The organism is Pirellulales bacterium, from assembly GCA_019636335.1.
GTDB lineage: Bacteria > Planctomycetota > Planctomycetia > Pirellulales > JAEUIK01 > JAHBXR01.
Genome location: JAHBXR010000029.1, coordinates 19,151 through 45,955 on the forward strand (window position 1 = coordinate 19,151; position 26,805 = coordinate 45,955).

Sequence of the window (26,805 nt, forward strand, 5' to 3'; positions counted from 1 at the left end):
CATCCGCCCGCCGCTTCCCAGCGAACGGGCCGGCGAGACGCCCTACGAAAGCAGCGTTAGTGCGATTGGTACGTTGAGCCGGGCGGATTGGCGGATGGATGGTTGTAGCGTCCGTTCAAGTACTCGCCAGGGCCCAGCGAGGAGGGAGTGGCCGACTCCTCTGGCGCGTTGTCGGTCCCCTCATACACGCCATTTGATGCGTCGGGCAACGGCGCGTCACCATCCTGGAACACGCGCCGCAGGGGTGCGGGCGCCTCGGTGGCCTCGATCGGACCTTCGACGTCCGGATGGTCGGCGACCGCTTCGTCCTGCTCGTCATCGAGCTCGACCGGGGCCACCGCGGCAGCGGGCTTGTCCTTCTTCGCCGAGTTCACCAGCGTCCAGTCCTTGCGTTGCCGCGAACTGGGAATCTTCATCGCCTTGCGATACTTGGTCACCGTGCGGCGGGCCACCGTCAGACCATGCTTGGCCAACTCGCCCACGAGATCGTCGTCGGAGAGTGGGTTCTGCTTGTCCTCGTGGTCGATGATCTCTTGCAGCTTGAGACGCACGGTGTCCCAGGCCACCTCTTCGCCCGAGGCGCTTGTCGTGCCGCCGCCGAAGAAGCGTTTCAGCGGGAAGATGCCGCGCGGCGTCTGCACCCACTTGTCGTCGACCGCTCGGCTGACCGTGGTGACGTGGACGCCGACCTTGTCGGCGATCTGCTGCATCTTCAAGGGCTCGATGAACTCGGGGCCCTTGTTGAGGAATTCGGTCTGATGATCGACGATCGCCTGCGCCACCTTGGTCAGCGTGTTGCGGCGTTGCTCGATCGAATCGATCAGCCACTGCGCGGAGTTGATCTTGCGCTTGATGTACTCGCGAGCCTCGGGATCGCCCGACATGAGCATCTGCCGGTAGTAGGGCGCGATGAACAGGTTCGGGGTGTTTCCTTCCTCGAGACGCACCTGGTAGCGGCCCCCTTCGACCTGGTCGATGAACACATCGGGCGTGACCGTCGGCACGTGGGCGCTTTCGAACGACGCCCCCGGCTTGGGGTTCAGCGTGCGCAATTGCTCGACCGTGCGGCGGATCATGTCGAGCGAATAGCCCGTCTTGCGCTCGATCACCGGCAGACGGTTGTGCTCGAGATCCTCGAGATGGCTGCTGATGAGCGTGCGCAACTGCTCGGCAAAGGGCATGCCGGGCTGCACCTGCAACAGCAGGCACTCGCGCAAATCGCGGGCGCCGACACCGGGCGGATCGAGCTTTTGCACCACGGCCAGTGCCTGCTGCGCCAGGGCGACTTCCGACTCGTCGGCCGTCGGGTCGAGCAGCTCCTCGAGCCGGGTGTGCAGGTAGCCGTTGCCGTCGAGCGCATAGATGATGCGTTCGGCCAGGTCGCGGGTATGTGCGTCGAGATTGAACCAGGCCAACTGGTCGCAGAGATAATCCTGCAGCGACTGCGGACGGGAAGCCATGTTGGCCATGGCGTCGTGCTTGCGATCCCCTTCTTCTTCCATGCGGCCCGAGCTGACGCGCGGGCGGTCCTCGAAGTGATCGGGGAACTCGCGGTCCATTTCGAGCAGACGCTCGAAATCGGCCTCGTTGTTCTTGGTCTCGTCGACCACCAACTCGCGCTCTTCGGTGGTGGGCGCATCGGGATTCTCGAAGTCCCCTCCTTCGTCGGGCAGGTCGGGATCTTCCTCGCGCAGCTCGAGCAGCGGATTCTCTTGCAGTTCTTGATCGATGCGTTCTTCCAGGGCCATGATCGGCAACTGGAGAATCTCCATCGACTGGATCATGCGCGGCGCCAGAATTTGCTTCTGGACGAGCCGCAATTCCTGTCCGAATGAAAGTCGCATGCAGCCTGGTTCCTCGAGCATCGCGGCGTTGCCCCGCCGCGATACGTTGTCTGCTACCGACACACGCACGGACGCGCGCGATCCCGCGGACCGGCACGCCGTTCCCCCACACCGCCTTTATTCTGCTTGCTATCCGCCGCGACGTCGAAGGGTTTTTCGTCGCCGGCTGCCCGAGGGGGCACTAGAATTTCTGGCGGCCGGCGAGTGCGTCCGCGAGAATCTCCTTATTCGCAAATTCTAGCACACTGCCGGTCGTGATCCCGCGCGCCAGGCGCGTGATCTCGACCGGAAAATCTGCCAGCACGTTCGACAGATACAGCGCCGTTCCGTCGCCTTCGAGCGTCGGATTCGTCGCCATGATGACCTCTCGAAACGAACCGCTTCGCACGCGTTCGACCAGCCTCTCGATCGTCAACTGCTCGGGGCCAAGACCTTCGAGCGGCGCGATCCTGCCCAACAAGACGTGATACAGGCCCCGATACGTTCCGCTTTGCTCCAGGGCCATCAGATCGCGCGGTTGCTCCACGACGCACAACAGACTGTGATCGCGCCGCGGGTCGCGACAGATGGCGCACTCCTCTTCCTCGGCCAGGAAGTAGCACTGCTTACAATACCGCACATTCTCCCGGACGTTGCGAATCGCATCGGCCAGCGCCAGGGCCTCGGCCTGATGGACTCGCAGGATGTGATAGGTCAGCCGCTCGGCCGACTTCTTGCCGATGCCCGGCAGCTTCGCGAACTCCTCGATCAGCTTGTTTACCGTATCGTTGGACACCGCCGCGTCGTTCCTTCACCGCGATCCAGACTTTTTGACTTTCCGACAGTGACTCGCCGTGTGGCACTGCTGGCTTGCCCAACCGTGAAGCGTCTGATTCTGTTCCACTCCTTAAGGCGTCGTCTGCGGGGGCACTCCTCCGGTCAACTGCGAAATCGCCGCGTCGAAGCCGGGCAGGTCCATGCCGCCGGCGAGCGACTTCATCGCCTCGGCGTGAAGCTGGCGCGCCTTGACCACCGCGTCGTTCACGGCGGACTTGACCAGATCTTCGATCAGCTCGCGATCGCCGTCCGAGACGAGCTTCGGCTCGATCCGCACGGCAAGCACTTCCTGCAGGCCGTTCATGTCAACCTCGACCATGCCCGCCCCGGCCCCCCCCGTGACCCGCCGTCCGCGCAATTCTTCGCTGACGTCTTGCAGCCGGCCACCGATTTGCTGGGCCTGCTTCAGCAACTGAGCGAAGTTTCCAAGTCCACCAAACACGTTTGCAACCTCGTCTCTTCCGCAGGCAAGTGGGTTGAATCGTAATGTGAGCTCAGCTCGACTCCGGCCCTTCGACTGCGACGGGGCGGGCCCCGAAGAGCTCGGCCGCGCGGCGCACCAGGGGGTGCTGGCTGGCCTCTTGGAGCCGCTCTCGCGAGCTCGCCGGACGAGATGCCCGGACCTCCGGTACGGGCCTGGCCGACTCGCTGTTCTCGAGCACCTCGAAGGCAATCCGCATCAGCCGGCCGGCCACTTCCGAGAGGGCCTTCTCCAGCTTCTCCAGCCGGTCGGGCTTCTCGCACATCGACTTACCGAAAGTATACTGCGTGCCAAACCCAACGACCAGCCGATTTGGCGCAGAAATTGCTACAGACTCAGCCGTCGCGGCAAACCTCGCCAGTTGGTCGGGCAGTTTCGCCAGCGTCTGTTGCCATAAAACACCAGCCTCCGGCAACGGTCGACCGCTCAGCGGCGCTTCGTCGAGGGGAGGCTCGAGATCGTCGTCGACCAGCGCCGCGGTGGCCATGGCCGCAACCTCGTTAAAGTCCGCCTCGACACGTTCGCCGATCGAAGATCGCTCGGACATTGCCTGGCGCGGCTCCTCACGGCGACGCGGTTCGTCCGCTACCGCAGCCGCAGATGCCGGACGGGGACCGATTTGGGCCTGCGTCTCGGCCCTGGGGCTCCGATCGTGCGCACGCTCTCCGCGGGACGGCGCGGCGGGCGCACTCGGCAACTTCGCTCCACCTGGCGCACTCGCTCCACCCGGAGCCGGCCGAGCGGGGGGTGAAACCGCATCCGCGGGCTGGCCATTCGCCTCGGCGAGCAAATCGGCGATGCGTTCCAAATCGCCCAGTGTCGTGATACGCACCAGCGCCAATTCGGCCAGCGTCCTCCCCTGCGTGCTGTAACGGAGCCTGCCCAGCGTCTCGTCGAGTATTTGCATCACGGCCAGCACGGTATGCACCCCCAGCGAACGTGCGGCCTCTTGCACGGGCTGGGGGTCTTGCGACGACGTATAGAGCAGCATCTCGGGCGCACCGCCGGCGGCCACAACCATCACATCGCGGAAGTAGCCCAGCAGTTGGCCCACGAATTGCCCCACGTCGACCCCTTCGGCCAGGGCGCGGTCCAACTCGGCCAAAGCTTCCGCGGCGTGGCGCGTCACCAGGTGCGACGCCAGGGTTCCGAGCCGCTGATCGGCGGCGGTGCCCAACATGCGATGCACATCGGCCACGGTGATGCGTTCGCCACAGAATGACAGGAGTTGTTCGAGCAGCGATTGGCTATCGCGCATCGAACCGGCAGCCCGCCGGGCGAGACTCTCGAGCGCCGCATCCTCGGCCACCACCCCTTCAGCGTCGACGATCTGCCGCAGCCGGGCCACGATCGACGGCGTCTGAATCCCCGCGAAGTCGAAGCGCTGGCAGCGCGAGAGGATCGTGATCGGAATCTTTTCGGCTTCGGTCGTGCAGAAGATGAACTTCACGTGCTCGGGGGGCTCTTCGAGCGTCTTGAGCAAGGCATTGAACGCCTCGCGCGTGAGCATGTGAACTTCGTCGATGATATAGATCTTGAAGCGCGAGCGGCTGGGACGCACGTTCACGTTCTGCCGCAGCTCGCGCATCTCGTCGATGCCGCGATTGCTCGCCCCGTCGATCTCGAGCACGTCGACGTCATCCCCCGTGCTGATGCGCAGGCAGGCGTCGCACTCGTTGCAGGGGGTGGGGGTGGGCCCCTGCTCGCAGTTGAGGGCCTTGGCAAAGATGCGGGCGGATGAAGTCTTGCCGACGCCGCGCGCCCCCGTGAAAAGATAGGCGTGCCCGACGCGCCCCGTGGTGATGGCGTTCGAGAGGGCCCGGCCGACGTGTTCCTGGCCGATCAGTTCGTCGAACGATTGGGGGCGATAGCGGCGAGCGACGACGAGATATTCGCCCTGGCGTCCCGTCTCGTGGCCTCCATCGCTTCCCAGAAAATCGGCGCTGCGCGGGTCATCCATGCCGATGCCAGTCTTTGTTCGAGATCCGTTCCCCGTGAGACGTGACACCGACGTCCGGCGGTTCACGAAGAAACCGCAACGGCCCTAGGCGAGAGACCCACCGCACAAAAAGCTGACCGCTTATGGCTGCTGACTTTCGTCCCTGACCAGGTTCACAGGGCTCCTTCGCAGGGGTCTCTCGCCTGGGGCCGTCGACCGATCGGCGAACCAGTAGTTCTACGGTCTGGCCGCGTCGGAGTCAAAAGCCCCCTCCCCCGTGAAATGGGAAAAACAACCGACCGCAGCTCGACTTAGGGATTCTAAAATTGGGTTGGTTTTGCTCGTGGTATCCGGGGAACCCGAATCGGCGGATGCGAGGCGACACCTCGTGCCCAACTGCCACCAGCTTGCTCACCGTGCAGGGGGGCATCGAAAAGCAAAACGTTGGCGAACGGGACGTTGGCATTTATCGTGTGCAGCGTAGCAATTTCTCCACCTGCGCGGTCGTTATGGCACGACGCATCATCACGCTCACGACCGACTTTGGCAGCTCGAGCCCCTATGTCGCGGCGATGAAAGGGGTGATTCTGTCGATCAATCCCGAGGCCGAGATCGTCGATCTCACCCACGCGATTCCCCCCCAGGATATTCGACGGGGGGCGCTGGCGCTCGAGGAAGTCTGCCCCTACTTTCCCGCCGACGCGATTCACGTGGCGGTCGTCGATCCCGGCGTCGGCACGCGGCGGACGATCGTCTACGCGGAGATTGCCGGCCGGCGGTATCTCGCGCCCGACAACGGATTGCTGAGCCGCTTGGCCCTTGCGGCCCATCCCTCTAGAATAGTGGCCCTGACCGATACCAGCTTCTGGCGCGAGCAGGTCTCGTCCACGTTTCACGGCCGAGATATCTTCGCGCCGGTCGCAGCACACCTGAGTAAGGGACTGCCGCCCGAGCGGCTCGGCGAACCGCAAGCAGGGCTCGTCGCGATCGACTGGCCGGAGTGTGAAGTTATGCCCCAAAAGATCAGCGGCGAGGTGACCTCGGTCGACTCGTTCGGCAATCTCATCACGAATATCACCGCCGAGCAGTTGCAGGGGGTGCCGATGGGCGAGGAATTGAGCGTCCGCTGTGGCGAGCATGAAACCGCCGGACTCTTTCGCACCTATGGCGACCAGCCCGAGATGACCCTCATCGCCCTGGTCGGGTCGAGCGGCAAGCTCGAGCTCGCCATTGTCGGCGAGAATGCCGCCGCCATGCTGGGCGAGGGCGTCGGCTCTGCCGTCACGCTCAAGTGGTGACACGCCACGGGCAGCCCCTATGCGCGAACCGACTCGCCGCGAGCTAGAAGCCTGGGATCGCGAGCACGTCTGGCACGCCTTCACGCAGATGGCCGAGTACGAGCCCTGCATCTTCACGCACGGCCACGGCTCGTTCCTGGTCGATCTCGACGGCTGCGAATACCTCGACGCCGTCAGCAGCTTGTGGTGCAACCTGCACGGGCATCGCCATCCGCGACTCGATGCCGCCCTGCGCGAGCAGCTCGATCGCGTGGCCCACACCACCTTGCTCGGGGCTTCGAACCCCACGACAATCAAGCTGGCGCGGCGTTTGACGGAGATCGCTCCGGCGGGGCTGTCGCACGTCTTCTTTTCGGACGATGGCGCGACGGCAGTCGAAGTCGCGCTGAAGATGGCCTTTCAATACTGGCGGCAGCGTCCCGATCCGCGTCCCGACAAATCGATCTTCGTCGCCCTGGCCGAAGGCTATCATGGCGATACGCTGGGCAGCGTGAGCGTGGGGGGCGTCGAGCGGTTTCATCACATGTTCGAGCCGCTGTTGTTCGAGACGATTCGCCTGCCCGTGCCCGATAGCTATCGCCTGCCGGCTGGCGTCACGCCCGAGACGGCCACCGATCACTTCGCCCAGCAGATCGAACGCGTGCTGGCCGAGCATCACGCGCGCATCGCGGCCGTGATCGTCGAGCCGCTCGTGCAGGCCGCAGCGGGCATGATTATGCACCCAGCCGGGCTCTTGCAGCGGTTGCGCGAGCTGACGCGCCGCTACGACGTGTTGCTCATCGCCGACGAAGTCGCCGTCGGTTTCGGCCGCACCGGCACCATGTTTGCCTGCGAACAGGAAGCGGTCGTGCCCGACTTCCTCTGCCTGGCCAAAGGTATCACGGGGGGCTATCTGCCGTTGGCCGCCACGCTGACGAGCGACGAGATCTGGCGGGCGTTTCTCGGCACGTACGCCGAGTCGAAAACCTTCTTCCACGGTCATACGTACGGCGGCAATCCGCTGGGCGCGGCCGTGGCCCTGGCGAATCTGGACATCTTCGAGGAAGAGCGCACGCTCGAACAGATCCAGCCGAAGATTGCGCGACTCGGCGAGCACTTGGCAAGCCTCGCCCTACACCCAAACGTAGGCGATGCACGTCAGCGAGGCCTGATCGCCGGCATCGAGCTGGTGAAAGATCGCGCGACGAAGGAGCCGTTTCCTTTTGCCGAGCGGCGTGGAGCGCAAGTTTGTGCCGCTGCCAAGAAGCAGGGCGTTTATCTGCGTCCCCTGGGAGACGTGCTCGTGGTCATGCCCCCGCTCTCAATCTCGCTCGACGAGCTCGATCGCATCATGCTCGCCCTCGAACGGGCAATCGCCGAGCAATTCGCTCGGTAGCAGCGTCGGCCATTATTGCGCGGCCGACTTCGTGCCCATCGGCGAGGCCCCGATCAGCACGCCGTCGGGGAGGGGGCGCCCCGCGGTCGCGTAACCGGCGCGGTACAGCTCTTTCTTCAGCGTGCGATAGGCAGCGAAGCTGTCGGGATAGACCCACAGGGTGATGGTCGTGTCGCGGGGTCCGAAGCCCGCCAGTCCCAGGCGGAATTCACTCTGCCCGGCCAGCGCCTCGTCGAGCGTTTCGCCCATTCGCGGTGCGTTGGGAATCAACTGCCACTGCGTGACGCCGACGAGCGTCGCCTGTCCCGTGCTGCCGACGCGTTCGATCGTGTAGCGCATGGCGAAGCCGCCACGGGGGCCCACCGTGCCGACATAAGAATCGCTGTTGGCCAGCCTGCCTGCCTTCGATTGGAAGTCGGCCTTCACTTCCGCCACGAGTCGATCGACCGGGATATGCGTGATCCGTCCCCCCCGCAACTGCACGTGCAACTCCTGACCATGCACCGTCTTGCTGATTGGCGTCGGATACGATTCGATCGTCTTCGTCTGCTTGATCGCCTGGGCGTCGACCTGATCGAGTTGCCGCTCGAGCTGATCGACATTCGCCTGCAGGCCTGCTAGTTCTCGGTTCAACGCCAGATCGGCCTGCGCCTGGCTATCGAGCTTCGCTTTGGCTTCGGCCAGGGCCTGTTCGCGGGCGGACTCCAGCAGGGCCAGACGCGATCGTTCGGCGAAGCGCATCGCCATCGTGGCGGTCAACTGCTCCGTCTCGGCCGCCAGACGCAGCACGTCTCCTTCGAGCTGAGCGGCGACGGCGGCAGGCGTTTCGAGATCGACGTCCGGCACCTCGACCTGGTCGTCGCGCGGATGCCGCACGCGCATCGCCACCACCATCACCAGAATGATGACAATGCCCACCATGTTCGCCACGACGTCGAGAAACGAGTCGGTGCCGAAGTGTTCCTGCTCGGCCTGCTTCTTGGCCCGCTTTGCCATGGCTCGATTTGTCTCTCGTAGGGGTCGTCCGCGATGCGCCGTTAGCGCGGCGGGCTGGGGTTCGGGTTCAAGGCGACCGGGGCGGGGATCGCCTTCTCGCTGATGTCGAGCCCGCTGCCGGAAAGGAGGATCTTCAGATCCTCGGCGCGCCGCTGTCCATCGGGCATCACTTCGAGCTGCAGCACGGGATGCCAGTGCAGGTTCTTGCCGGCTATGCCCCAACTTTCCATGCGGCGCCAGATATGACTGACGAGCTGATCGACCGAGTCCTCGGTGAAGGTTCCCAAGGGAATCGGACGGCCATCGATCGAACGATTGTTCTCGGAAAGGACCTCGAGTTGGTTGGCCGAGCAACGCACGCGAATCGGTCGTGTGATGGCGACCGTTTCGGGCTTCTTCGTCGGCACGCCCCAGTTCTGACCGCGCTTGTCCGCCATGCTCCGCTTGGCCCCCACGTGCGCGGTCGCGGTGGGCATGCCCTGCTCTTCACTCATCGAAGGCTCGCCGCTGGCGCCACCCCCGCCGGGAGCACCCGCGCTCATCTGACCGGGCTGTCCCGCGGCGCCGCCACTCATGCTCGCGCCGCTGCCGCTGGCCGATCCCCCTGGCGAGCTCGCTCCGCCGGCCGAAGCGGTTTGCGTGGGAGTACCGCCGCCATACGACTGGCGCGGCGCGAAAGGGCTCTCGCGCTCGCCGCGATTCCCCTTGGCATTCACGCCGGGATAGTTCGAGCCGGTAGCGCCGCTGCCGCCACTCGCGCTGCCGCGGTTGGCGAGCGAGTTGCTCGAGCTCGTGCCCGGCACGCCCCCCTCGTCACTCGCACTCTCAGCCAGTTGCCCTTGCATACCAGGTTGCCCGCTGGGGACACCGCTCATCCCATCGTTCGATCCAGGACGGCCATTGCCGCCGCCGACGCCTTGACCGTTGCCGCCACGAGCGAATTGCTCGCCGAAGACACGATCCCCCTCTCCGCCGCCGGGCGCCCTACTACCTGCCATGCCGCCGGGACCGCCCCCGGTGCCTGGCACCATCGCCGAGCCATAGATCTCATTGAGATCGGCTGCGGTGGCGATTCCCCCCGGACCGCCACCGCGAGCCTCGGCGGGCAGCGACAACTCGTCGGGATAGCCCCCCTCTCCGCCGGTTCCACCATAACCGCCCCCCCCGGAACCTCGCCCGCCGAACGTACCGTCTCCGGCGCCGCCAGTGGCGCGACCATTGTCGGCGAACTCTTCTGAACCCTCTCCACCGCCGCGTTGGCCCCCGTAGGGATAACTGCGGGCCAAACCACGACCGCCGGGACCTCGCGAGCCCAGTCCGTTGAGAAGGCCTTGTTCCACGCCCGTCGGGGGAGCAAAGCTCGGCCGGGTATCGCGGCCGTACGTGCGCGGCACGGCGACGGCAAGCTGCGCCAACTGCTGACGGGCACTATCCACGGCACGCTGCTCGATCTGAGCAAGCTGCACGTCGGGCGTGGGGAACGCCAGTTCCCAATCTTCCTCGACCAGTTCGTAACCGAACTCCGACTGCCACGACTTGAGCGACTGCAGCGCCACGTAGTACGCCACGATGCCGCTCGGCCGCACCAGGAGCAGTGGATAGGGCTCGCGTTCTTTCATGTCGGCGGGGGTCGTCGTCGCGAGATGCTCGCGCGCCGCCCGCAACGCCGCAGCCAGCGGGTTGCCGGGGCCGAGCGGGCCCTGAAAATCGGCCTCCGACAAACGCACCCCCTCGGGCTGCAGAATGATGGCGTCGGAGCGGCACTCGATGTAGATCGGACGCCGGTGCGTTTGATTGGGCCCTTCGTAGGGAATGATCGCGTAGGCCTGTTGGTTGACCGCCGCGGCTGCCCGCGCGTCGGCGAGGCGATCTTGCAGGTCGCGAGCGTGACGCCGCAATTGCTCGATCTTCGCTTGAGCTTCACCGCTTGCCCGATCGCGGGCGCCTCCCTGGGCGAGCTCGGCCAGCGTGGCGTCGATCTCGGCGATGCGATCGACCAGCGTGCGACTATGTTCTTCGACGTGCCCCAGTTCGAGTCGCCTCTTGCGCAGGTCTTCTTCCGTTTTGTCGCGTTGCACCTGCAAGTGATCGATGCGCAGCTCGAGCAACTCGCGTTCGGCGAGCCGATCGGCGACACTGGCTGTCTTCTCGGCGGCGACGTCGTCGTAGTGGGTCTCGAGCTGGCGGACGATGACCACCAGCACGAGGATCAGCGCCCCCATCGTGCAGAGCAGCGCATCGAGGAACGAAAAGAGCGAGAAGCCGGCGGCTTGCCGTGGTACGGCGGAACGTCTCATGCGGCCAGGCTCTCTTCGCAACGCGACGGTGGATGCACGGAACCTCCAGCGCGGTCGGCGCATACCGGCCCCGCTGTTACCAGCAAAATCGGCGTAATCGACAAAGTTGATTGAATCAAAAGGCGGAATCCCCCTGCCCGGCGGAAATCGCGCGGGGGTGCGACACTCCCCAAGTGGGGGCTGCGCGGGGGCAAGAGATTAACCAAACCGCTAGGTCCGCGGAACGCGATTCACCGTGCGGTGACGAAATCGATTGCGGGCCGTTCGCAGCAAGTGCTTTGCTGCCAGCAGGTTGCCTCGCGGGCAATCGAAAGCTGGCAAAATTCACGCTAGCTTCATTTTTTTCTGCAACCGCCCGGGGGTGGCATCAGTAGTAAGGGTGTGAGGCGACCACATCCATCGCTTCACGCCGGTCGGAGCCACGGAGCGATTTGGGCTTTCCCCCCTGGAAAGCAGCTTGCCCCGCTGACGAATCAGCTCTTTTCCGACCAACGCGAGACGGGGTTCGGGCGAGTTACTTGCGTGGTGTGCGGACTTCCCCCACGGTCCAAGATTCACGCCGGGTAACAACTGGCCGTGCCCCGTCTTTGCATTGATAGAGGCCGCCCGGCATCACTTGCCGGCGGCCTCTTCCTTTTTCACTCCACGTCGCGGCGGCACCGCACGAATCTGCAACTGGTCGGCGGGCAATTTCAACGCCTCGACCACGCCGCGCGGAAAATCCCAGCCGCTCGTGTCGTCTTGATAGATCATCACGCGCGAGCGCTCCGCCGCCATCGCCACGGCTTGCGGCATGTCGAAGTACTTGAGCACGTTCAGCAGGTTGGTTCCTTGCTGGTGGCTCCGCGGCAACATCCACAGATCGAGACGCACGATGTCCGGTTCAAAGAGGGACGCATAGAGCGCGACGCCCGCCATGGCGCGCTCGCTCTGCAGCCAGAGCGGAGTGGCCTGAAAGGGTTCGACCGATCGCAAGGCATGTATCGCCCGGCGCACGTCCCAGACCCGCATGCCGTCGAGCGTCTGCCCCAGCAGCATAAATCGCCGCGGGTTGTGCGTCTGCTTCTTCGGCTCCTGGCTCCATGCCGTGGGGCCGATTCCGCGCGGCGCGACGTAGGCCATCACCCAGGGAGAATTCGCGAACATCTGCCCCACGTTGGCAAATTCGGCGGGGGCCTGTCCCGTTGGCACTTCATCCTCGAGCTGCTCGGCGAAGGTCACGCGCATCGTTTGCAGCCACGTCTGCCAGGCCTCCTCATCGAGGACATTGAGCACCATCAGATCGGCCTTTTCCAAGCCGGCACGATGGGCGACGTAAAGCCGCAAGCGCACGTGCTCCTGACTCGTGAAGTCGTACGCGGCGAAGCGCACCCCTTCGCGCTCGACGTCGAACGCTTTTTCAAGTTGGAGATCTCCCGCCTCGCTCGGCCAGCCGGCGAACGACTTCGCCAGCAGCGTTTCGCGCCACGCATCGCGCGATTGTTCCCACGTGGCCTGGTCCGCGGGCATGGTGATCTCGGCGGCCACCGGCACGAAGCTCTCGTCGAGCTTCGTGTTTCGTTCGTCGGCCGGCAGCTCGGCAAAGACCTTCAATTCCTCGGGCTCGAAGAACTTCACCGCCGCGTCGGTGATCAGCGTGTCGTCTTGCTTGAGCCAGTGGTTGAACCAGCGGAAGGCCGGCACTTGCAGGTCCTGCGTGTCCGAATGAGGGCCAGGCGTAATCACGAGCCCCAACTTGTCGCTGGCCTTGTAGAGCGAGTAGATCCGCCGCACCTGGTTGTAGATGCGCATGACGCCGTCGAGCGGAAAGATGCTGTCCGAGTCGCTGTTTTCGATCAGAAGCGGACGAGGGGCCACGAGCGCCGCCACCTGCGCATAGTCCCAACGGTAGGTATTCACCACGAACATGCAGTCGCAGTGCCCTTCGATGGCGCCGTCGACGACGTGGTTTTCGAGATCGGTGATGCCGGCCACCGGCGCCGCCACCTTGATGCGATCGTCGAGCGCGGCGATCCACCAGCTATAGGCTCCTCCGCCGGAGCGTCCCGTGGCGCCGATACGTGCGCCGTCGACCTCCTCGCGCGCTTGCAGGTAATCGAGCGCGCGAATCGAGTTCCAGGCCTCGACCCCCGCCGGCGTGTAGCCGCGCGCGTTCCACCACCAGCGTCCGTGCCGGTAGGTGCCGTGATGTTCGCCCTCGAGCTCGCCCAGTTGCAGCGTGTCGATCGTCAGGCAGACGTAGCCATGCCGGGCGAACCAGGCCCCGTGGTGCTGATAATGCACTTTGTTGCCATAGCTGACGCCGTTCTTCTTCACGCGGCCATGACCGCACAGGTAAAGGATCGCCGGCAACTTGCCGGCGCGCTGCTTGGGGAGGTAAAGATTGCCCGTCACATACAAACCGGGCAGCGACTGAAAATGGACCTTCTCGACGATGAAATCGTCTCGCTCGACCGTGCCCGTGGTCGCCGCCTGGAGGGAAGTGCGTTCCGGCAGCGGATCGAGCGAGAGCATCTCGAACAATTCTTGACGCAATCGCTCGCGGCGCGAGTGCCACTCGTCGAGCGTATCGACGCCCGCCAGGCAATTCGCGGACAGCTTTTCCGTCTCGGCGCGAAAGTAGTCGGCCAGCGCTGCATCGACGCGCGACGTATCGCGCGGCGCATCATCGGCCGTAGCCCAAGGGGCGATCGCCAACGCGACAAGCAGGCAAACGACGACGCGGAATCTTCCCACGAAATGGCGAGAACTCATTGAATCGGCTCGGCTGGCACGGAGATGTAACAATCGGGCGTTCCGCTCAGGAACCCACAAAGCTCCAATCGTGTACGCACCGCGGGCACGATGCAAGCACCGAATCGGCGCACACCGCGTGAACGTCACTCGGCGCAGCTTGCCGAGAGAGAAAAAAGCCGCTACTCGCGCGAGCGATCTTCGAGGATGGCGGCCTCATGAAACGAGCGACGCCGCCCGGACTTTTCAGCCGGACGGCGCCGCCGTGCGAGTGATGACCTGCACGATCATCGAACGATCTGGCCTTTGCTCAACTACCAGCCGTAGCTGAAGCCGAACGAATAGCTCGGGCCACGGTTGTAGAAATTGGCCTGGCCTCCGTACGTGGGATACGCGGGGTACGGCACCGGGCGATAGGCGCGATAGCCATACACCGGCGGGCGCGGCGGCGCGCATCCCCGACCATACGCCGGCGGGCCGTAGTAGCTGCGGTGATGATGGTGGTGGTGCCAACCGTCGGCCAGGGCCGTACGGCCACCCGCGAAGACCAGCGCCGCCAAGACGATCGCCGGCAGAACGAGCCATTTCACGAACTTGCGCATTCTCTCGTCTCCTATGCACGAGGACGGTCGGCTGCGGCGGCGGGGGGTGATACAGATGGTGGCCGCAGTCGTGTACCGTCCGACTCCCTACGTTCATAGAGTGCGTGCGAATGACTGCCGACGACGTTGTGCGCGTCTGCCGACGGTTCGCTTCGCCGAGCAACTCCGTGCGGGAAGAGAATGGCACGTCACGTGCCAATCGCACCGGGCGCGCGAGCGTGCGCGCGGAAGATGAAGCTGCAATGTATTTTGCGACAAGCGCGCGATTTTGCGCGCAAACCTGGTGCCTAGCGCGCAGCGCCGCACGCTCGCGACGCTTGTCATCGCTTGGATGACATCAGGCGCGCGAGTCGAACGCTTACGGCTGGGGTTCAGCACGTTCCGATAGAGACGATGTTGCCGATGATTTCGTTCCCATCGTCGCGCCAGGCGCGTGTCTCTAGGAAGCGGAGCGGAGAAGCAGGCCCGCCGTTACCAAAAAAAATCGCCGGCTTGGAGAAGTCCGCGATCTTCCGCCATCGCCTCTACTCCGAGCGGCGGGCCACCGCGCGAGTTCGGAACGGCGCGGTGCTAGCGTGCATAGGTGGCGAAGCAGTGGGGCGTCTCCCACAGCCGGCATTCGACGATGGGAAAGCCATGCTCGGCCGTGAAGTCGAAGATCAACTTGGCGATATTCTCCGCCGTGGGATTCGCGTCCATCAGAAACACCGGCTCCCCCTGCTGCTCGAACAGGGGCACGATCGGATCGTCGCGGCGCAGGATCATCCGGTGGTCGAGATTCTGATCGATCCACCCCGCCACTACCCGCTTGATGTCGGAGAAGTCGAGCACCATGCCCCGTTCGTCGAGCTCGGCCGACTCGAGCGCGATGACGGCGCGGCCATTGTGCCCGTGCAGGTGCTTGCATTTGCCGTCGTAGTTCAGCAAGCGGTGGCCGTAGCAGAAGTCGATCTCGCGGGTAACGCGGAACATGGCGTGGTGATCCCTGTGGCTCGGCGGCGCCCGGCGGGGCTCGCGGGGTAGTTGGTTACTTCACCTGGGTGGCATAACGGGTCGGATCGGACATGCCCGCGGCGCGAAACGCCTCCTGGCGTTCCGCGCACTTGTTGCACTCGCCGCAGTGGTCGTCTCCCACCGGCGCGATGCAAGACAGGGTCAATTCGAGGGGCATCCCCCGCCCCAGCAACATCACGTCGCGTTTGTGCAGATGCCCGAAGGGGCGGATCACCCGCAACGTCCCTTCGCCGGCAAGATTCAGCGCCGCCTCGAACGTCGAGAAAAAGCGATCGCTCGCGTCGGCAAAGGGGTTCGACGAGAGCGGGGCGAGCGCCAGCTCGGGAATGCCCTGCAACTGGCACCAGAGCGCCGCCTTGATCACGAGCAGCGCATTGCGCCCCGGTAGGTAAACGGCCTCGTCCGGGGTCGAAGCGTCGGGAACCTGCTCTCCCGTGACGCTCCAGTGATTGCGATACAGGTCGGCCACCGGCATCTCGAGCGTGACAAGCTCGGCCAGGGCGGGGGAGGCCAGGGCCGCGCAGAATCGTCGTGCCGCGCGCTCTTCGGCCGCCTCCCAATGGAGATGAGCCCGCACGTAGAACGGCTGGACCCGCTCCCCCCCGGCCAGCAGATGTCCTAGCAAGATGGCGCTATCGAGACCGCCGCTGAGCAACAAGCCGACGTCGGCCGGGCGGGCTGGTTGCGTCATGCCGGACTCCTCGGAGCGTGGCGGGGGAAATCGGGGCGTTGGGCTATTGTAGGTCCTCAAACGCTGCTGGCGAGGCGTCTCCCGGTGCGGGGCGCCGGGTTCCGCTCGGGGCTAGGTCCTTGCCGCGGCGAGAGATACGGCGTGAGCACCGGCCCTGCTGGACTGGCAGTTTGGCCTTGCGTCCCCGTTTTTGCGCCGCTAGACTCCGCCGCCATTTCATTTGGAATCGGCCCATTCCGCGCGTACGGCATCCCCAGTGGGGCGCCGGCGCGTACCCGTCTTGGGCCGACCGCGTTCGCATGGAGTGTTGTGGCCAGCAGTTGTCGACTTCGCACCAAGGTCATCGGTAGAACTCGACTCGTGCGGCAGGTCCGGCATTGGACAAACACAATGGCCGCATAATCGGCACAACGACCTTCGGGGCTTGATCTTCGGCGTCGCAATTTTCTTGAACTGGAAAACGGTGCTTTTAGAATGGGGACTGAATGCCGTTTTCCCTCAACCCATTCGTCCAGAGGTGACTTATGCGAGGTACGGCACTCGGTCTGTTCGTCGGTGCGGCGGCGGTGTGGACCGCGCTGGGGGCTCCGGGTGGCAATGCCGCCTGGGCGCAGCGCGATCCCTCGGGCCTGCACGCCAGCGAGCGAGAATTGATCGCCCTGAGCGCCACGGCCAGCGACAACGGCCAGCAGTTCGTCGTGATCGATCCACAGACCCGCGCGATGGGCGTCTACCACGTCGACGCCTCGTCGGGCACGATCAAGTTGAAGAGCGTGCGGAACTTGACCTGGGATCTGAACCTGCTGCAGTTCAACGGCACCAGCCCGTTGCCTGAAGAGGTTCGCACCATGGTCGAACCGCGATAGCAACAGAGAAGCACCGGCGACGCGTTCGCCAGTGAGCCGCCCAGCGCGGCAGGTCCCGGAGTTCCTATGCCCCCGAAGCTCCTTAGCTCTGAAGAAGCGGCCCGGCAGCTTGGCGTCACGGTCGAACAGTTGACCGATATGCGCCAGCGGCAGGAAATCTTCGGCGTGCGCGACGGCGCCAATTGGAAGTACAAGGAGCAAGACGTCGCCCGCCTGGCCGAAGAGCTGCGCGAGCAGGCCGAGAACCCCGCCCTGTCCGACTCGGGCGAGATCGCCGATCTGCCGCTGGATTTTTCCGACGATGACGCCGACGTCGTGCTCGCCAGCGAGCGCGAGTTGGGCGAGTCGGATCCGCACACCTCGAGCACGATTATCGGTCGCCCCGGCGCCCAAGGCGCCGAAGAGAGCGACATCCGGCTCGTCACCGACGACGATCGCCGTTCGGCCGGCAGCAGCGGCGTGAAGCTCGTCGCCGCGAGCGATCCCGCCACGCCGGGAAGCGACGTCCGCCTGGTGGCCGAAGACTCCTCGGTCGACTTGTCGCTCGACGACCGCCCTGGCCCCACGCTGGCCGGTTCCGAAAGCGACATCATTCTCTCGGACGACGCCGTCGACGTCTCGCTCAATCTGGACGACGACTTCGAACTCTCCGACCTCTCGGTCGATGTCTCGGCCGACGCCGATATGGCGGCCGACTTCGACCTGTCGTCGAGCGAATCGGACATTGATCTGTCGGGCGAAAGCGATCGCGACGAAGTGGTGCTCGGCCCCACCGGTGGCAGCGACATCACGCTCAGCCCGGCCGACAGCGGTATCTCGCTGGCCAGCCTTTCGGACACGGGATTATCGCTGGAAGAGCCGCTCGATCTGGCCGCCAGTAATGAAGAATCGCTCGAGTTGGGGGGGGACGACATCCTTTCGCTCTCCGACGACAGCGATTCGGCCGCGGTGAAAGAGTTGGCCGTCGACGACGACTTTCTGCTCACCCCGCTGGAAGAAGCGAGCGAAGACAGCTCGAGCGGATCGCAAGTCATCGCGCTCGATTCCGAGAGCGACTTTGGCGAGGCCTCGTTGCTCGAAGACGCCGGCCAGGCCGGATTGCTCGAAGAAGACTTCGGACCTGATCTTGGGGGGGGCACGCTGGTAGGCGCCGGCCTGACGGGTGCTCCCTTGACGGCCGGAGCGCCGGTCGCGGCGGCGTCCTCGCGCGAAGCCCCCTACACGACTTTGAACGTCATCAGCCTGGGGGTCTGCGTGCTGTTCCTCACGCTCACCGGGATGATGATGGCCGACTTGCTGCGGAACATGTGGAGTTGGGATACCCCCTACACCGTCAACAGCGGCATGATGGATACCATTCTCGGCCTGTTCGAAGGCTAACCGCCGCGAACCAGTAACCGAGACGACAACTTATTTCGCCGTAGTCGAAGATTCGAAAGGAGTCGAATCCATGGTACTGCCCGCGCATCGGATGGCCCTCTTCGCAGTGCCCGTCCTCTTGCTGCTCGCGCCGGGTTGTGGATTTGTTCCCCGCGCGCAGTACGCCGCGTCGGAAAGCCAGAACCGCGCGCTGTCTGAACAGACCCGCGCTCAACTGGCCGAGATCGCCAATCTCAAGGCGCGTTCGCGGCAAGTCGAAGATCAGCTCGCCATGGCCGAGGAAGAGCTCGCCCTGCTCGACGAGCAAATGCGCAACGAGGGCAAACACTGGTCGAGCCTCGAGCGCGAGCGAGGCGACCTCTCCAGGCAGTTGCGGGGCCGCAACGCCATGCCCGAGGCGCTGGCACGCCGCCTGACCGCCCTGTCCGACCGTTACCCGAGCCTGCAGTTCGATCCGCGGACCGGCATCAGCAAGCTCGACACCGATGTACTCTTCGACACGGGCGATGCCGCGCTCAAGCCCGAGGCTACCCACTTGCTCGACGATTTGGCCGAGGTGCTGGCTTCGCCCGAGGCGGCCCAGCTTCGCGTCATGGTCGTGGGGCACACCGACGATCGCCGTGTCGGCAAGAAGAACACGCGCGAGAATTACCCCTCGAACTGGCATCTCAGCACTGGTCGTGCCCTGGCCGTGGCCGAGCACATGAAGCAGTTGGGGGTCCCCGACGAACAGTTAGGGATCGCCGGCTTCGGCGAGCATCAGCCGATCGCCCCCAACACGACCGCCGACAGCCGTCGCAAGAATCGCCGGGTGGAAATCTTCGTCGTCGGGCCCGAGACCCCGGTCGTCGGCTGGACCGAGACGATTCCCTCGGTCTACTAAGCGGGCCAAGCGGGCGGAGAACGCCCCCGAAAACCACGGCTGGGACAAGCCAGCGGCGCCACCCGCCCGGTGTTCGAAACAGGGCATCTTTGGGCATTCTGGCCGGAAGGTCGAACGCTTCTGCCCCCCTCTGCGAAGAAAGAGGGCTCGAGGGCGTCCGGTATCTATACTTCCGCCGCGCAGCCGCGCTATAATCGAGTTGTGGGGAGCGCTAGCATCCTAGACCGGGCACCTTCGTATCCTGCCTGATGGTGCCCGCTCGGCGTCGTTTTCGCCCTTCGTAACTCCCTATATGGCCACATGCTACGTCCTGCCAAATCGCCTTTGTACGTGCGGCTCGCCTGGGGGGTGTTTCGCTTCTGCGCGTCGCTCAAGCTGGCCGTCACCCTGATCTTCGCCCTGGCGCTCGTACTGGCGATCGCCACGTTCGTCGAGAGTGCCTACGGCCTGCGGGCGGTCCACTTTGCCGTCTACGGGTCTTGGTGGTTCACCCTGCTCGGCCTGCTCCTGGCGGTGAACATCTTTGCCGCGGCGGCCATTCGCTACCCCTGGAAGCGTTACCAGACCGGCTTCGTCATCACCCACATCGGCCTGTTGACGCTGCTGTTCGGCTGCCTGCTGTCGCGCGTCGGCGGCATCGACGCCCAGATGCCGATCTTCGAGGATCAGACGAATCACCTGGCCTTCGAGGATTCGAGCCACTTCGAAATGACGATTCACGACGGGCCGGGTGAGGCCTCGCATGCTGACCCGTCCGCCGTCAAAACGGTATATGCCCCCAAGGCCGAGGGCTTCCGCGGCGGTCCCTTCAACTGGGACGAGCTCGACAAGTTGAGGCGGTTTCCCACGCTGGCCGACTGGCGAGAATCGACCGAGAAGCTTGGCATGAATGCCGGAACTTCCTCCTGGCTGGGCCGCGCCGTGATGGCGCCTGTCTGGCTGATGGCGGTCCGCGACAAAGGCGTGCTCTACGACCAGGATGGCATCCGCCTCGAGGTGCTCGACTACTACAGCAACGCGACGGAAGCCGATGCGCCGCTCGTCGATCTCCGGGTCAGCACGCCGCGCATGCCTGCCGGTTTCGACGACGAAGGCCGCGAAAAGCTCTCGCCCGAGAACTGGGTACCCGTGCGACTGGCGGTCGGACGGGGCAAAGGCCCCTTGGCCGGCTCGCGTCCTTTCGGCCTCGGCCAGCGCAAGGCGATGGGCGGGGGCTCGTTCGTTTATTGGCTCACGGGCAGCGATGCCGAGCGCCGCTCGTTCGTCGAAAGCAAGCCCGAGGGCACGATCGGCGAGAAAGGACAGGTCCGCCTCTTCGCCAAGGGGGCGATGCACACGATCGACGTCGCCGCGCACCCGCCGGGCGAGCGTTTCGCCCTGGGAGACTCAGGCGTCGAGGCCGAGATCGTCGGCTTCTTTGGCTCCCCCATGCCGAAACCCGGCACGCCCCCCGACGAGCTCGCCTTCATCGACGCCGCGCCGGAAGAGAAACCCGACCAGCCCACGGTCGAGATCAAACTGCACCAGGGCGAAGAGACGGTGGGCCGCGTCGTGCTGTTCGCCGATCTCCCCGAGTTGAGCCTGCAAGACTACGCCCACGAGGTCTTCGGCACGTTCTGGTTCGATAAGGGGGAGAAGAGCACCGAAGAGCGCCTTCGCGGCGAAGGTGGCTCGCGCATCGATATCATCCAGGCCCCTGGGGGCGAGCTCTTCTACCGCTACTGGAATGGTCGCGAGTTGGTGACCGTCGCCGAGTTGCCTGTGGATGGCACCCGGGTCAACGCCTTCAAGATGCCGATCGCACAGCTCGAGATGTACGTCGAGCGCCAGATCGCATCGCCTAAGCCCGAGACCAAGGTGCTGCCGGTCCTGTTCGAGAAGGAAATGATCGCGGCCAATGCCCTGCGTGCCATGAAGCTGCGACTGACGGTCGACGACGTCAGCGAGGAATTCTGGCTCGACGGCGGACCGCCGGGCATCTTCGCCATGAATTCGCTCGTGCTGCAGAAGCACACCGTGACCAGCCCCAAACGCTCGGTCACCATCCGTGCGCCGCTCGACGAGATTGACATCGGCTTCAACGTGCGCCTCGTCGATTTCGAGCGCAAGCTCGATCCGGGCACGAGCCAGGCGTCGCATTTTTCGAGCATCGTCGATTTTCTCCCCCTGCCCGGCGCTCCCGAGTCCGTGCGCCGGACGACGATGCCGAACGACGTGTTGATCACGATGAACGCGCCGGTCGACTTTTCCGACCCTGAGACGGGCAAGTCATATCGCCTGTTCCAAGAGGCCTTTCGCGGGCCGTTCCATCCGGGCGACCCGACGTACGAATCGAACGTGGCGCGCTCGAGCGACCGCGAGCATTTGTATCTTTCGATTCTGACGGTGAATTACGATCCCGGCCGCGGGGTGAAGTACCTGGGCAGCATGCTGGTCGTGGCGGGCATCGTCACGATGTTCTACATGCGTGCGTACTTCTTTAAACCGCAGGCGCACACGAACGAAGCGCCGCCGGCCGCAGAACCACGCCCTGTCCCTGTAAGGAATTGACCATGCGGACGTTGCTACGCCCCGCCGCGTTCCCGATTCTGACAGCGCTCGTTGTCGTGTTGGCATCGCCGGCACCCGCCGCGCGAGCCGCCGAGGCGTTTGATTGGAGCAAGTGGGAACACCTGCCGGTCTACCACAACGGCCGCATCATGCCGATCAACACCTACGCCGACGAGGCGGTGGGGGTCGTCTGCGGCCGTACCTCGCCCACGTTGCGTCTGAAGGGGGCCGTCAGCGAGACCGAATTCAACTCGCCCGAGCTCGCCTCCGCCAAGACCTTGTTTCCCGAGGACCAGCCGCGCAAGTTCCGCGACTCGGAACTGGTGCTGAGCTGGATTCTCGAGCCGGCCAAGTGGGAGAACGTCCCCTTCCTTATCGCCGAGCACGACGAGCTGCGGTCCGAGATCCTGGACGTCCCCGTCACGAACGAGGCGGGCGAGCATTTGAAATTCGTCTCGCCGGCGCAGGTGGCGGCCTCGGCCGGATTCGCCGAGCGGCTGGACGAGATGCGCAACAAGCAGATCGAAGCCCGTTCGAAGGGAGAACGTTTCGCTTTCACGGGCGTCGACGCCAAGGCCGATGAGTTGTTCCGCGCCTACGCCCTGTTCCGCCAGTTTCAAGATCTGGGGCAGGGTGGCTCGTTGAACGACGGCGTGCGGCGACAACTCGCCACTCCCTTGAAGGAGATGATCGCCAGTTGGCAGAAGATCGAGCCCAGCTTGGGTCTCTTCCTCGAGATGGGCAAGGATACCGGCCTCGGCAAGGCGGTCACCCAGGCCAACGAAGCCTTATTGAAAATGGGCGAGGTCTACGAGCAGCCGACCCCCTCGCTGGCTGAATTCGAGGCACAAGTCGTCGCCTTCCGCGCGGCGGCCGAGTCGATCAGTCGCGGCACGGCCGCGCTACAGCAGCGCATTACTAGCAGCCCTCCGCCCGATTGGGAAGAAGATCGCCGCAAGCAGCTCGAAGACGCCATGGGGGGGCTGGCGCGCGACACACGTCGCCTGGCGCAACAGGCCGCGCTGGTCGCCGAGTCGCTCCACAAGAACGATCAGTCGCTGCGCGTCGTGCCGGCGCTCAACGCCCAGGCGCTCGAAAAAGACCGCGACACCGAGGACCAATCGCAGCCCTGGCTCGATCTGAAGACACTGGTCTTCGGTTCGTCCACGGCCCTGACGGCCTATCCGCAGGGGGAGGTGCAAGCGGTACGCAGCGCCTTCACGAAGCTGGCCAGCGTGTTTCCCGAGCGCGTCGGCCGCCCCAACGATTTCAACGTCGCACTCAACGGTTTCGCCGACTCGCTGGCCAGGCTCGGCTACGCCATCGAGCCGCTGCGCGACAAGCTGCCCATCAAGGGACGCGACGAGGACATGATCCGCTACACCGCCTATCCGGCGGAAGGCTACACCGCGACCGAAGTCCGCTACGCGAAGCAGAATCCGTTCCAGTATTCCTGGATCGTCAGCCTGCTGGCGACCTGCTGCTTTGTGGTCTACCTGATCGGCCTGCGCTGGAAATGGCTCTTCTGGACGGGAGTGGCCATTCTGGCCGCCGGGCTGGGCTGGGCCAGTTACGGCTTTGCCATGCGGGTGATGATCACCGGTTGGGCGCCGGTCACGAACATGTACGAAACGGTGATCTACGTGCCGTTCGTCGTCTCGCTCCTGGGCGTCTGGTTCCTGCTGCTGCCGATGAACTGGCGCGGCCTGCAAGATGCCTGGCGCATGACCGCCGTGCCGGGTACCTGGGAGGCGACTCCTTTGGAAAAAGAGCAGGCAGAGCTCTTCGCGCCCAGCACTTGGCAGTGGGCGTCGCTCGTCTTGTTGCTGCCGCGCATCGCCTTGTCGGTGGTCGTCTTTGCCATGCTCGCGGTGTTGCCCTACGCCGCCGGAGGCCGCACGGTCATCAACCTGCTACCCAACGTCGATGCGGGCGCAACCTTCCCCGACGGCAACGACCTGCTTACCTGGTTTGTCGGCTGGTGCGTTCTTGCGCCGACCGTGTGGTACGTGCCGCGCGTGATTCTGGCGGCGCTGGTCAGCGTGGTCATGATCCCACTCACGCTCAAGCAGGCTGGCGCCCAGCAAGCGATGGATCAGGTCTATGCCCGCTGGCCCTTCGGTCTGGCGGCGACGGCGGTGGCGTTCCTCGGCGCCTGCACGGCCTCGTTCGCCGACATTCCGGGCGAGGATATCGAACCGCTGCAGCCGGTGCTGCGCGACAACTTCTGGCTGTTGATCCACGTGTTGACGATCGTGGCCAGCTACGCGGCCGGTGCGCTGGCCTGGGGCCTCGGCACGATTGCGCTGTTCTACTACTTGTTCGGCAAGTATCGCGAGCCGACCTCGACCGCTCTTTCGGCCACGCATCGTCCGGCCGGCGGCGAAACAGTCGCACGCGCCGTCCGTTATCGCGCACCCGCCGAGTGCGACGCCCTGGCCGGCTACGTCTATAAATCGATTCAGGTCGCGGTCGTGCTGCTCGCGGCCGGCACGATTCTGGGGGCGCTATGGGCCGACGTGGCCTGGGGGCGCTTCTGGGGCTGGGATCCCAAGGAGGTCTGGGCCCTGATCTCCTTCCTCGTCTACCTGGCCATCTTGCACGGCCGCTATGCCGGCATGTTCGGCAACTTCGGGCTCGTCGTCGGCTCGGCGCTTGGAGCCTCGGCCATCGTCATGTCGTGGTACGGCGTGAACTTCGTGCTGGGCGTGGGCCTGCACTCGTATGGCTTCGGCAGCGGCGGACAGCTCGAAGTCTTCGGCGCGATGATGGCCTACTGGCTGGCGCTCGTGCTCCCCGCGGCCGTTCGCTATCGCCTGAAAACGAGCGAGCACGGTCGGTTCCCGCCCCCCACGAACGCCGGAGCCGCGCGGAACGAAGCGGAACTGGTCTCGTCGACGCGCGACTAAGAACGTAGCGCAAGATGCCGAGCCGCAGCGATCGGCGTCAGCCGCCGATTTTTTTGATCGCTTCTTCGGCGAGCTTCACCAGACGCGGCTGACCGCTCGCCATGGCCGCCTTGAGCGCGGGCAGCCCCGCTGCGGCCGAGCGGCCGATTTTTCCCAAGGCCCAGGCCGCCCGCTGGCGGACAATGATATCGCCATTGCCTTCGAGGGTGGCGATCAGCGGCGGCACGGCGCGAGCCCCTTCGGCCCCCAGGCGACCGAGCAGCGTGGCCGCCCAGTAACTGACGTCGGGGGAACCCGCGGGGAGCAACTCGACCAGGTCATTCAGGTCGGCCGCCGGCGGGGGACCAATTTCTTCCAGCGCCGCCGTGGCCCATTCGCGAACCTCGCGATCTTCGTCGGCGCAGGCCCGGGCGAGATCCAGTGCCGCCACTTTGGCGGTCGGGCCCAAGCGAGCCAGTTCTTCCGCGGCGCGACGGCGCTCGGCGGCGTCCGCCGAGGCCAAGGCTGACATCAACTGATCGACCGCTCCAGACATTGCAAAATCAATCGCAAAAAACCAGCGGCCGCCTGTGACCGAGCTGGTAAGCCAAAGGGGCAAATCGCCGGCCCCACGACCGCAATCGGGGGCCAGCCAACGCGCCGATATCATTAAATCGTCGGCTCGCTTAAGTCAAGAGAAGTAGGGCCGCTGGGCCGCATGAGTGGCCTGACGGCCTCCTCGCTGCTGGCGTCATTTCCGGCGGCGGACCCGATTTCTAGTTGAAATCTTCGTCCCTGGGCCGTATCAGCAATAGACGAGGCTCCGTGCGCTCGTCGCGAAGGTCCCCGGCGGAGCCCATCCAGCCGTACCAAAGCCGCATGTCTCATCCCATGACCGCAACGGTCGCTACCGAATCGGGCGATGCCGAACTGCTGCGCAGGTTTCGGTCCGACCGCAACGACGGGATCCGCGGTCTGCTGGCGCGACATGGCGGTCGGGTGCGGACAATCCTCCGGCGCCGTTACCGGCCTACGCTCGACACGCAACTCACCGATGCCGCCTTGTATGCGGCCGCGGGGCGCGCCCTGGAACGCTTCGACCCGCGACGCTCGCAGCTCGGCCCCTGGCTGCTGTTCCTGGCCGATCGCGAGGCGGTGAACCTCTTGCGCGGCGAACGCCGACATCGCGAACGTCGGGTCGAATGGAACGAGTTGGAGCCGGCCGATGGGCAACCTTCGCCCGAGCAACTGGTGGCCGACGCCGAACTGGCCGACGTCCTGCGTGACGCCATGACCCGGCTGTTGACCGAGCTCGAACGCCGCGTGATCGAGGCCGATCTCGACGCCGCGGACACGGCCAGCGCCACGCAATTGGCCGAGGCCTTGGAAACGAGCGAGCAATCGATCTATGCCGCACGCGGACGTGCCCGGGCCAAGCTGCTGCAATCGCCCGTGCTGAAAAAACACTTCGAGAGGCCGTAGGTAACTTCGACGAGGTCTTATCCGACCATGAAACCACGACGCGAATCCAACGGACCCCACGGTACCTGGGAGGCCTGGTCGGCCCGAGCCGGTCGGGCGCTGGCACGCGGGCCCCTGTCGCTCGCCGATGCGCAGGCCGCTTTCGACGCGGCCTCGCCGAGCGAGCTCGACGACAGCGAGCTCGAGGCCATCTGCCACGCTGGAGTGGCGATCTATGGCGAGAGCCTCGAGCGCGAGGCGAACCCAAACGCAACGAGTGGCTCCCATCGCTCGGGGCCGCATCACGGGCTGCTGCACGAGCGACTTGACCGTCGCGAGATGCCGACCTCGTTGACCATGTTCGCCTGGCCGGCCGAGGTGACCGAGATGAGCACGCAGTTCACGCCCGCGGCCGGCGCTGCTGCTGCGGAAGCATCCTGGCCATTTGAACGGCATCTGGTCGAACGAGCTTCCTGGCAGGGCACGCACGACTGGACGCCGCAGCACGAGGCCTCGGCCGATACGGGCATCGCGGCGCACACCGTCGAATGGCAGGACACGCTCGAAATCGACACACAGCTTGTGCTGGGTGGCTTTGCCACGGCGTTTTCTCCCGCGAGCTCCGACGGAATCCACGAAGCGGTCTTTTCGCACGACGGCTGGCTTGAAGCCGTCTAGCAGGCCGGGGAAG

Annotated in this window: 20 protein-coding genes and 1 other RNA gene; 9 read left to right on the plus strand and 12 right to left on the minus strand. The window is 64.9% G+C overall.

Features of this window, described 5'->3' with window-relative positions; all coding sequences use genetic code 11:
* Positions 1–56: 56 nt before the first annotated feature.
* From rpoN to ffs, 5 genes are all read right to left on the minus strand, one after another.
* Positions 57–1,844, minus strand: a complete 1,788-nt coding sequence (gene rpoN, locus KF708_21700; GenBank protein MBX3415314.1) for an RNA polymerase factor sigma-54 — start codon at positions 1,842–1,844, stop codon at positions 57–59.
* Between the two features lie 181 nt (positions 1,845–2,025).
* Positions 2,026–2,619 carry a recombination mediator RecR gene (gene recR / locus KF708_21705; protein ID MBX3415315.1) on the minus strand — a complete coding sequence of 198 codons (594 nt, stop codon included), beginning with the start codon at positions 2,617–2,619 and terminating at the stop codon, positions 2,026–2,028.
* A 111-nt stretch (positions 2,620–2,730) separates the two neighbouring features.
* Entirely contained in the window at positions 2,731–3,102 is a 372-nt protein-coding gene (locus KF708_21710; protein ID MBX3415316.1) for a YbaB/EbfC family nucleoid-associated protein, read from the minus strand.
* Between the two features lie 52 nt (positions 3,103–3,154).
* Complete coding sequence (gene dnaX, locus KF708_21715) at positions 3,155–5,101, minus strand: DNA polymerase III subunit gamma/tau (protein MBX3415317.1); 1,947 nt, start codon at positions 5,099–5,101, stop codon at positions 3,155–3,157.
* A gap of 84 nt (positions 5,102–5,185) precedes the next feature.
* Positions 5,186–5,284, minus strand: an RNA gene (gene ffs / locus KF708_21720) — signal recognition particle sRNA small type.
* 305 nt (positions 5,285–5,589) lie between these two features.
* Between ffs and KF708_21725 the strand changes: the two genes are divergently transcribed.
* Positions 5,590–6,378 (plus strand): SAM-dependent chlorinase/fluorinase, encoded by a 789-nt coding sequence (locus tag KF708_21725; protein ID MBX3415318.1) that lies wholly within the window; start codon positions 5,590–5,592, stop codon positions 6,376–6,378.
* 19 nt (positions 6,379–6,397) lie between these two features.
* Positions 6,398–7,753, plus strand: a complete 1,356-nt coding sequence (bioA, locus tag KF708_21730; protein MBX3415319.1) for an adenosylmethionine--8-amino-7-oxononanoate transaminase — start codon at positions 6,398–6,400, stop codon at positions 7,751–7,753.
* 12 nt (positions 7,754–7,765) lie between these two features.
* Here the strand turns inward: bioA and KF708_21735 are convergent, their stop codons facing one another.
* The 6 genes from KF708_21735 to KF708_21760 form a co-directional block, all read right to left on the minus strand.
* A complete protein-coding gene (locus tag KF708_21735; GenBank protein MBX3415320.1) occupies positions 7,766–8,749 on the minus strand; it encodes a hypothetical protein in 984 nt (327 codons plus the stop codon).
* A 41-nt stretch (positions 8,750–8,790) separates the two neighbouring features.
* Positions 8,791–11,046, minus strand: coding sequence for a hypothetical protein (locus KF708_21740; GenBank protein ID MBX3415321.1), 2,256 nt, complete (start codon positions 11,044–11,046; stop codon positions 8,791–8,793).
* A 612-nt stretch (positions 11,047–11,658) separates the two neighbouring features.
* Complete coding sequence (locus KF708_21745; protein MBX3415322.1) at positions 11,659–13,800, minus strand: acetylxylan esterase; 2,142 nt, start codon at positions 13,798–13,800, stop codon at positions 11,659–11,661.
* 293 nt (positions 13,801–14,093) lie between these two features.
* A complete protein-coding gene (locus KF708_21750; protein ID MBX3415323.1) occupies positions 14,094–14,381 on the minus strand; it encodes a hypothetical protein in 288 nt (95 codons plus the stop codon).
* A 570-nt stretch (positions 14,382–14,951) separates the two neighbouring features.
* A complete protein-coding gene (locus KF708_21755; GenBank protein MBX3415324.1) occupies positions 14,952–15,353 on the minus strand; it encodes a 6-carboxytetrahydropterin synthase in 402 nt (133 codons plus the stop codon).
* Positions 15,354–15,408: 55 nt separating this feature from the next.
* Positions 15,409–16,086 (minus strand): 7-cyano-7-deazaguanine synthase, encoded by a 678-nt coding sequence (locus tag KF708_21760; protein ID MBX3415325.1) that lies wholly within the window; start codon positions 16,084–16,086, stop codon positions 15,409–15,411.
* A 524-nt stretch (positions 16,087–16,610) separates the two neighbouring features.
* Between KF708_21760 and KF708_21765 the strand changes: the two genes are divergently transcribed.
* From KF708_21765 to ccsA, 5 genes are all read left to right on the plus strand, one after another.
* Positions 16,611–16,952: a hypothetical protein gene (locus KF708_21765; GenBank protein ID MBX3415326.1), complete on the plus strand. Its 342-nt coding sequence runs from the start codon at positions 16,611–16,613 to the stop codon at positions 16,950–16,952.
* Positions 16,953–17,018: 66 nt separating this feature from the next.
* Entirely contained in the window at positions 17,019–18,332 is a 1,314-nt protein-coding gene (locus KF708_21770) for a helix-turn-helix domain-containing protein (protein ID MBX3415327.1), read from the plus strand.
* A gap of 70 nt (positions 18,333–18,402) precedes the next feature.
* A complete protein-coding gene (locus KF708_21775; GenBank protein ID MBX3415328.1) occupies positions 18,403–19,215 on the plus strand; it encodes an OmpA family protein in 813 nt (270 codons plus the stop codon).
* A 300-nt stretch (positions 19,216–19,515) separates the two neighbouring features.
* Positions 19,516–21,765, plus strand: coding sequence for a hypothetical protein (locus KF708_21780; protein ID MBX3415329.1), 2,250 nt, complete (start codon positions 19,516–19,518; stop codon positions 21,763–21,765).
* 2 nt (positions 21,766–21,767) lie between these two features.
* Complete coding sequence (gene ccsA / locus KF708_21785; protein MBX3415330.1) at positions 21,768–24,674, plus strand: cytochrome c biogenesis protein CcsA; 2,907 nt, start codon at positions 21,768–21,770, stop codon at positions 24,672–24,674.
* A gap of 37 nt (positions 24,675–24,711) precedes the next feature.
* Here the strand turns inward: ccsA and KF708_21790 are convergent, their stop codons facing one another.
* The gene (locus tag KF708_21790; protein ID MBX3415331.1) at positions 24,712–25,185 is read right to left on the minus strand and encodes a HEAT repeat domain-containing protein; all 474 of its coding nucleotides are present in this window, start codon (positions 25,183–25,185) and stop codon (positions 24,712–24,714) included.
* 347 nt (positions 25,186–25,532) lie between these two features.
* Here KF708_21790 and KF708_21795 point away from each other — a divergent pair, with 347 nt between their 5' ends.
* Positions 25,533–26,135 carry a sigma-70 family RNA polymerase sigma factor gene (locus tag KF708_21795; protein ID MBX3415332.1) on the plus strand — a complete coding sequence of 201 codons (603 nt, stop codon included), beginning with the start codon at positions 25,533–25,535 and terminating at the stop codon, positions 26,133–26,135.
* Positions 26,136–26,162: 27 nt separating this feature from the next.
* On the plus strand, positions 26,163–26,792 hold the full coding sequence (locus tag KF708_21800) for a hypothetical protein (GenBank protein ID MBX3415333.1): 630 nt from the start codon (positions 26,163–26,165) through the stop codon (positions 26,790–26,792).
* Positions 26,793–26,805: the final 13 nt, after the last annotated feature.

Bases quoted from the DNA above. Each gene is read 5' to 3' on its own strand.
- rpoN (MBX3415314.1), bottom strand. From the start codon at position 1,844: ATGCGACTTTCATTCGGACAGGAATTGCGGCTCGTCCAGAAGCAAATT.
- dnaX (MBX3415317.1), bottom strand. From the start codon at position 5,101: ATGGATGACCCGCGCAGCGCCGATTTTCTGGGAAGCGATGGAGGCCAC.
- KF708_21725 (MBX3415318.1), top strand. From the start codon at position 5,590: ATGGCACGACGCATCATCACGCTCACGACCGACTTTGGCAGCTCGAGC.
- bioA (MBX3415319.1), top strand. From the start codon at position 6,398: ATGCGCGAACCGACTCGCCGCGAGCTAGAAGCCTGGGATCGCGAGCAC.
- KF708_21735 (MBX3415320.1), bottom strand. From the start codon at position 8,749: ATGGCAAAGCGGGCCAAGAAGCAGGCCGAGCAGGAACACTTCGGCACC.
- KF708_21740 (MBX3415321.1), bottom strand. From the start codon at position 11,046: ATGAGACGTTCCGCCGTACCACGGCAAGCCGCCGGCTTCTCGCTCTTT.
- KF708_21745 (MBX3415322.1), bottom strand. From the start codon at position 13,800: ATGAGTTCTCGCCATTTCGTGGGAAGATTCCGCGTCGTCGTTTGCCTG.
- KF708_21750 (MBX3415323.1), bottom strand. From the start codon at position 14,381: ATGCGCAAGTTCGTGAAATGGCTCGTTCTGCCGGCGATCGTCTTGGCG.
- KF708_21755 (MBX3415324.1), bottom strand. From the start codon at position 15,353: ATGTTCCGCGTTACCCGCGAGATCGACTTCTGCTACGGCCACCGCTTG.
- KF708_21760 (MBX3415325.1), bottom strand. From the start codon at position 16,086: ATGACGCAACCAGCCCGCCCGGCCGACGTCGGCTTGTTGCTCAGCGGC.
- KF708_21765 (MBX3415326.1), top strand. From the start codon at position 16,611: ATGCGAGGTACGGCACTCGGTCTGTTCGTCGGTGCGGCGGCGGTGTGG.
- KF708_21770 (MBX3415327.1), top strand. From the start codon at position 17,019: ATGCCCCCGAAGCTCCTTAGCTCTGAAGAAGCGGCCCGGCAGCTTGGC.
- KF708_21775 (MBX3415328.1), top strand. From the start codon at position 18,403: ATGGTACTGCCCGCGCATCGGATGGCCCTCTTCGCAGTGCCCGTCCTC.
- KF708_21780 (MBX3415329.1), top strand. From the start codon at position 19,516: ATGCTACGTCCTGCCAAATCGCCTTTGTACGTGCGGCTCGCCTGGGGG.
- ccsA (MBX3415330.1), top strand. From the start codon at position 21,768: ATGCGGACGTTGCTACGCCCCGCCGCGTTCCCGATTCTGACAGCGCTC.
- KF708_21790 (MBX3415331.1), bottom strand. From the start codon at position 25,185: ATGTCAGCCTTGGCCTCGGCGGACGCCGCCGAGCGCCGTCGCGCCGCG.
- KF708_21795 (MBX3415332.1), top strand. From the start codon at position 25,533: ATGTCTCATCCCATGACCGCAACGGTCGCTACCGAATCGGGCGATGCC.
- KF708_21800 (MBX3415333.1), top strand. From the start codon at position 26,163: ATGAAACCACGACGCGAATCCAACGGACCCCACGGTACCTGGGAGGCC.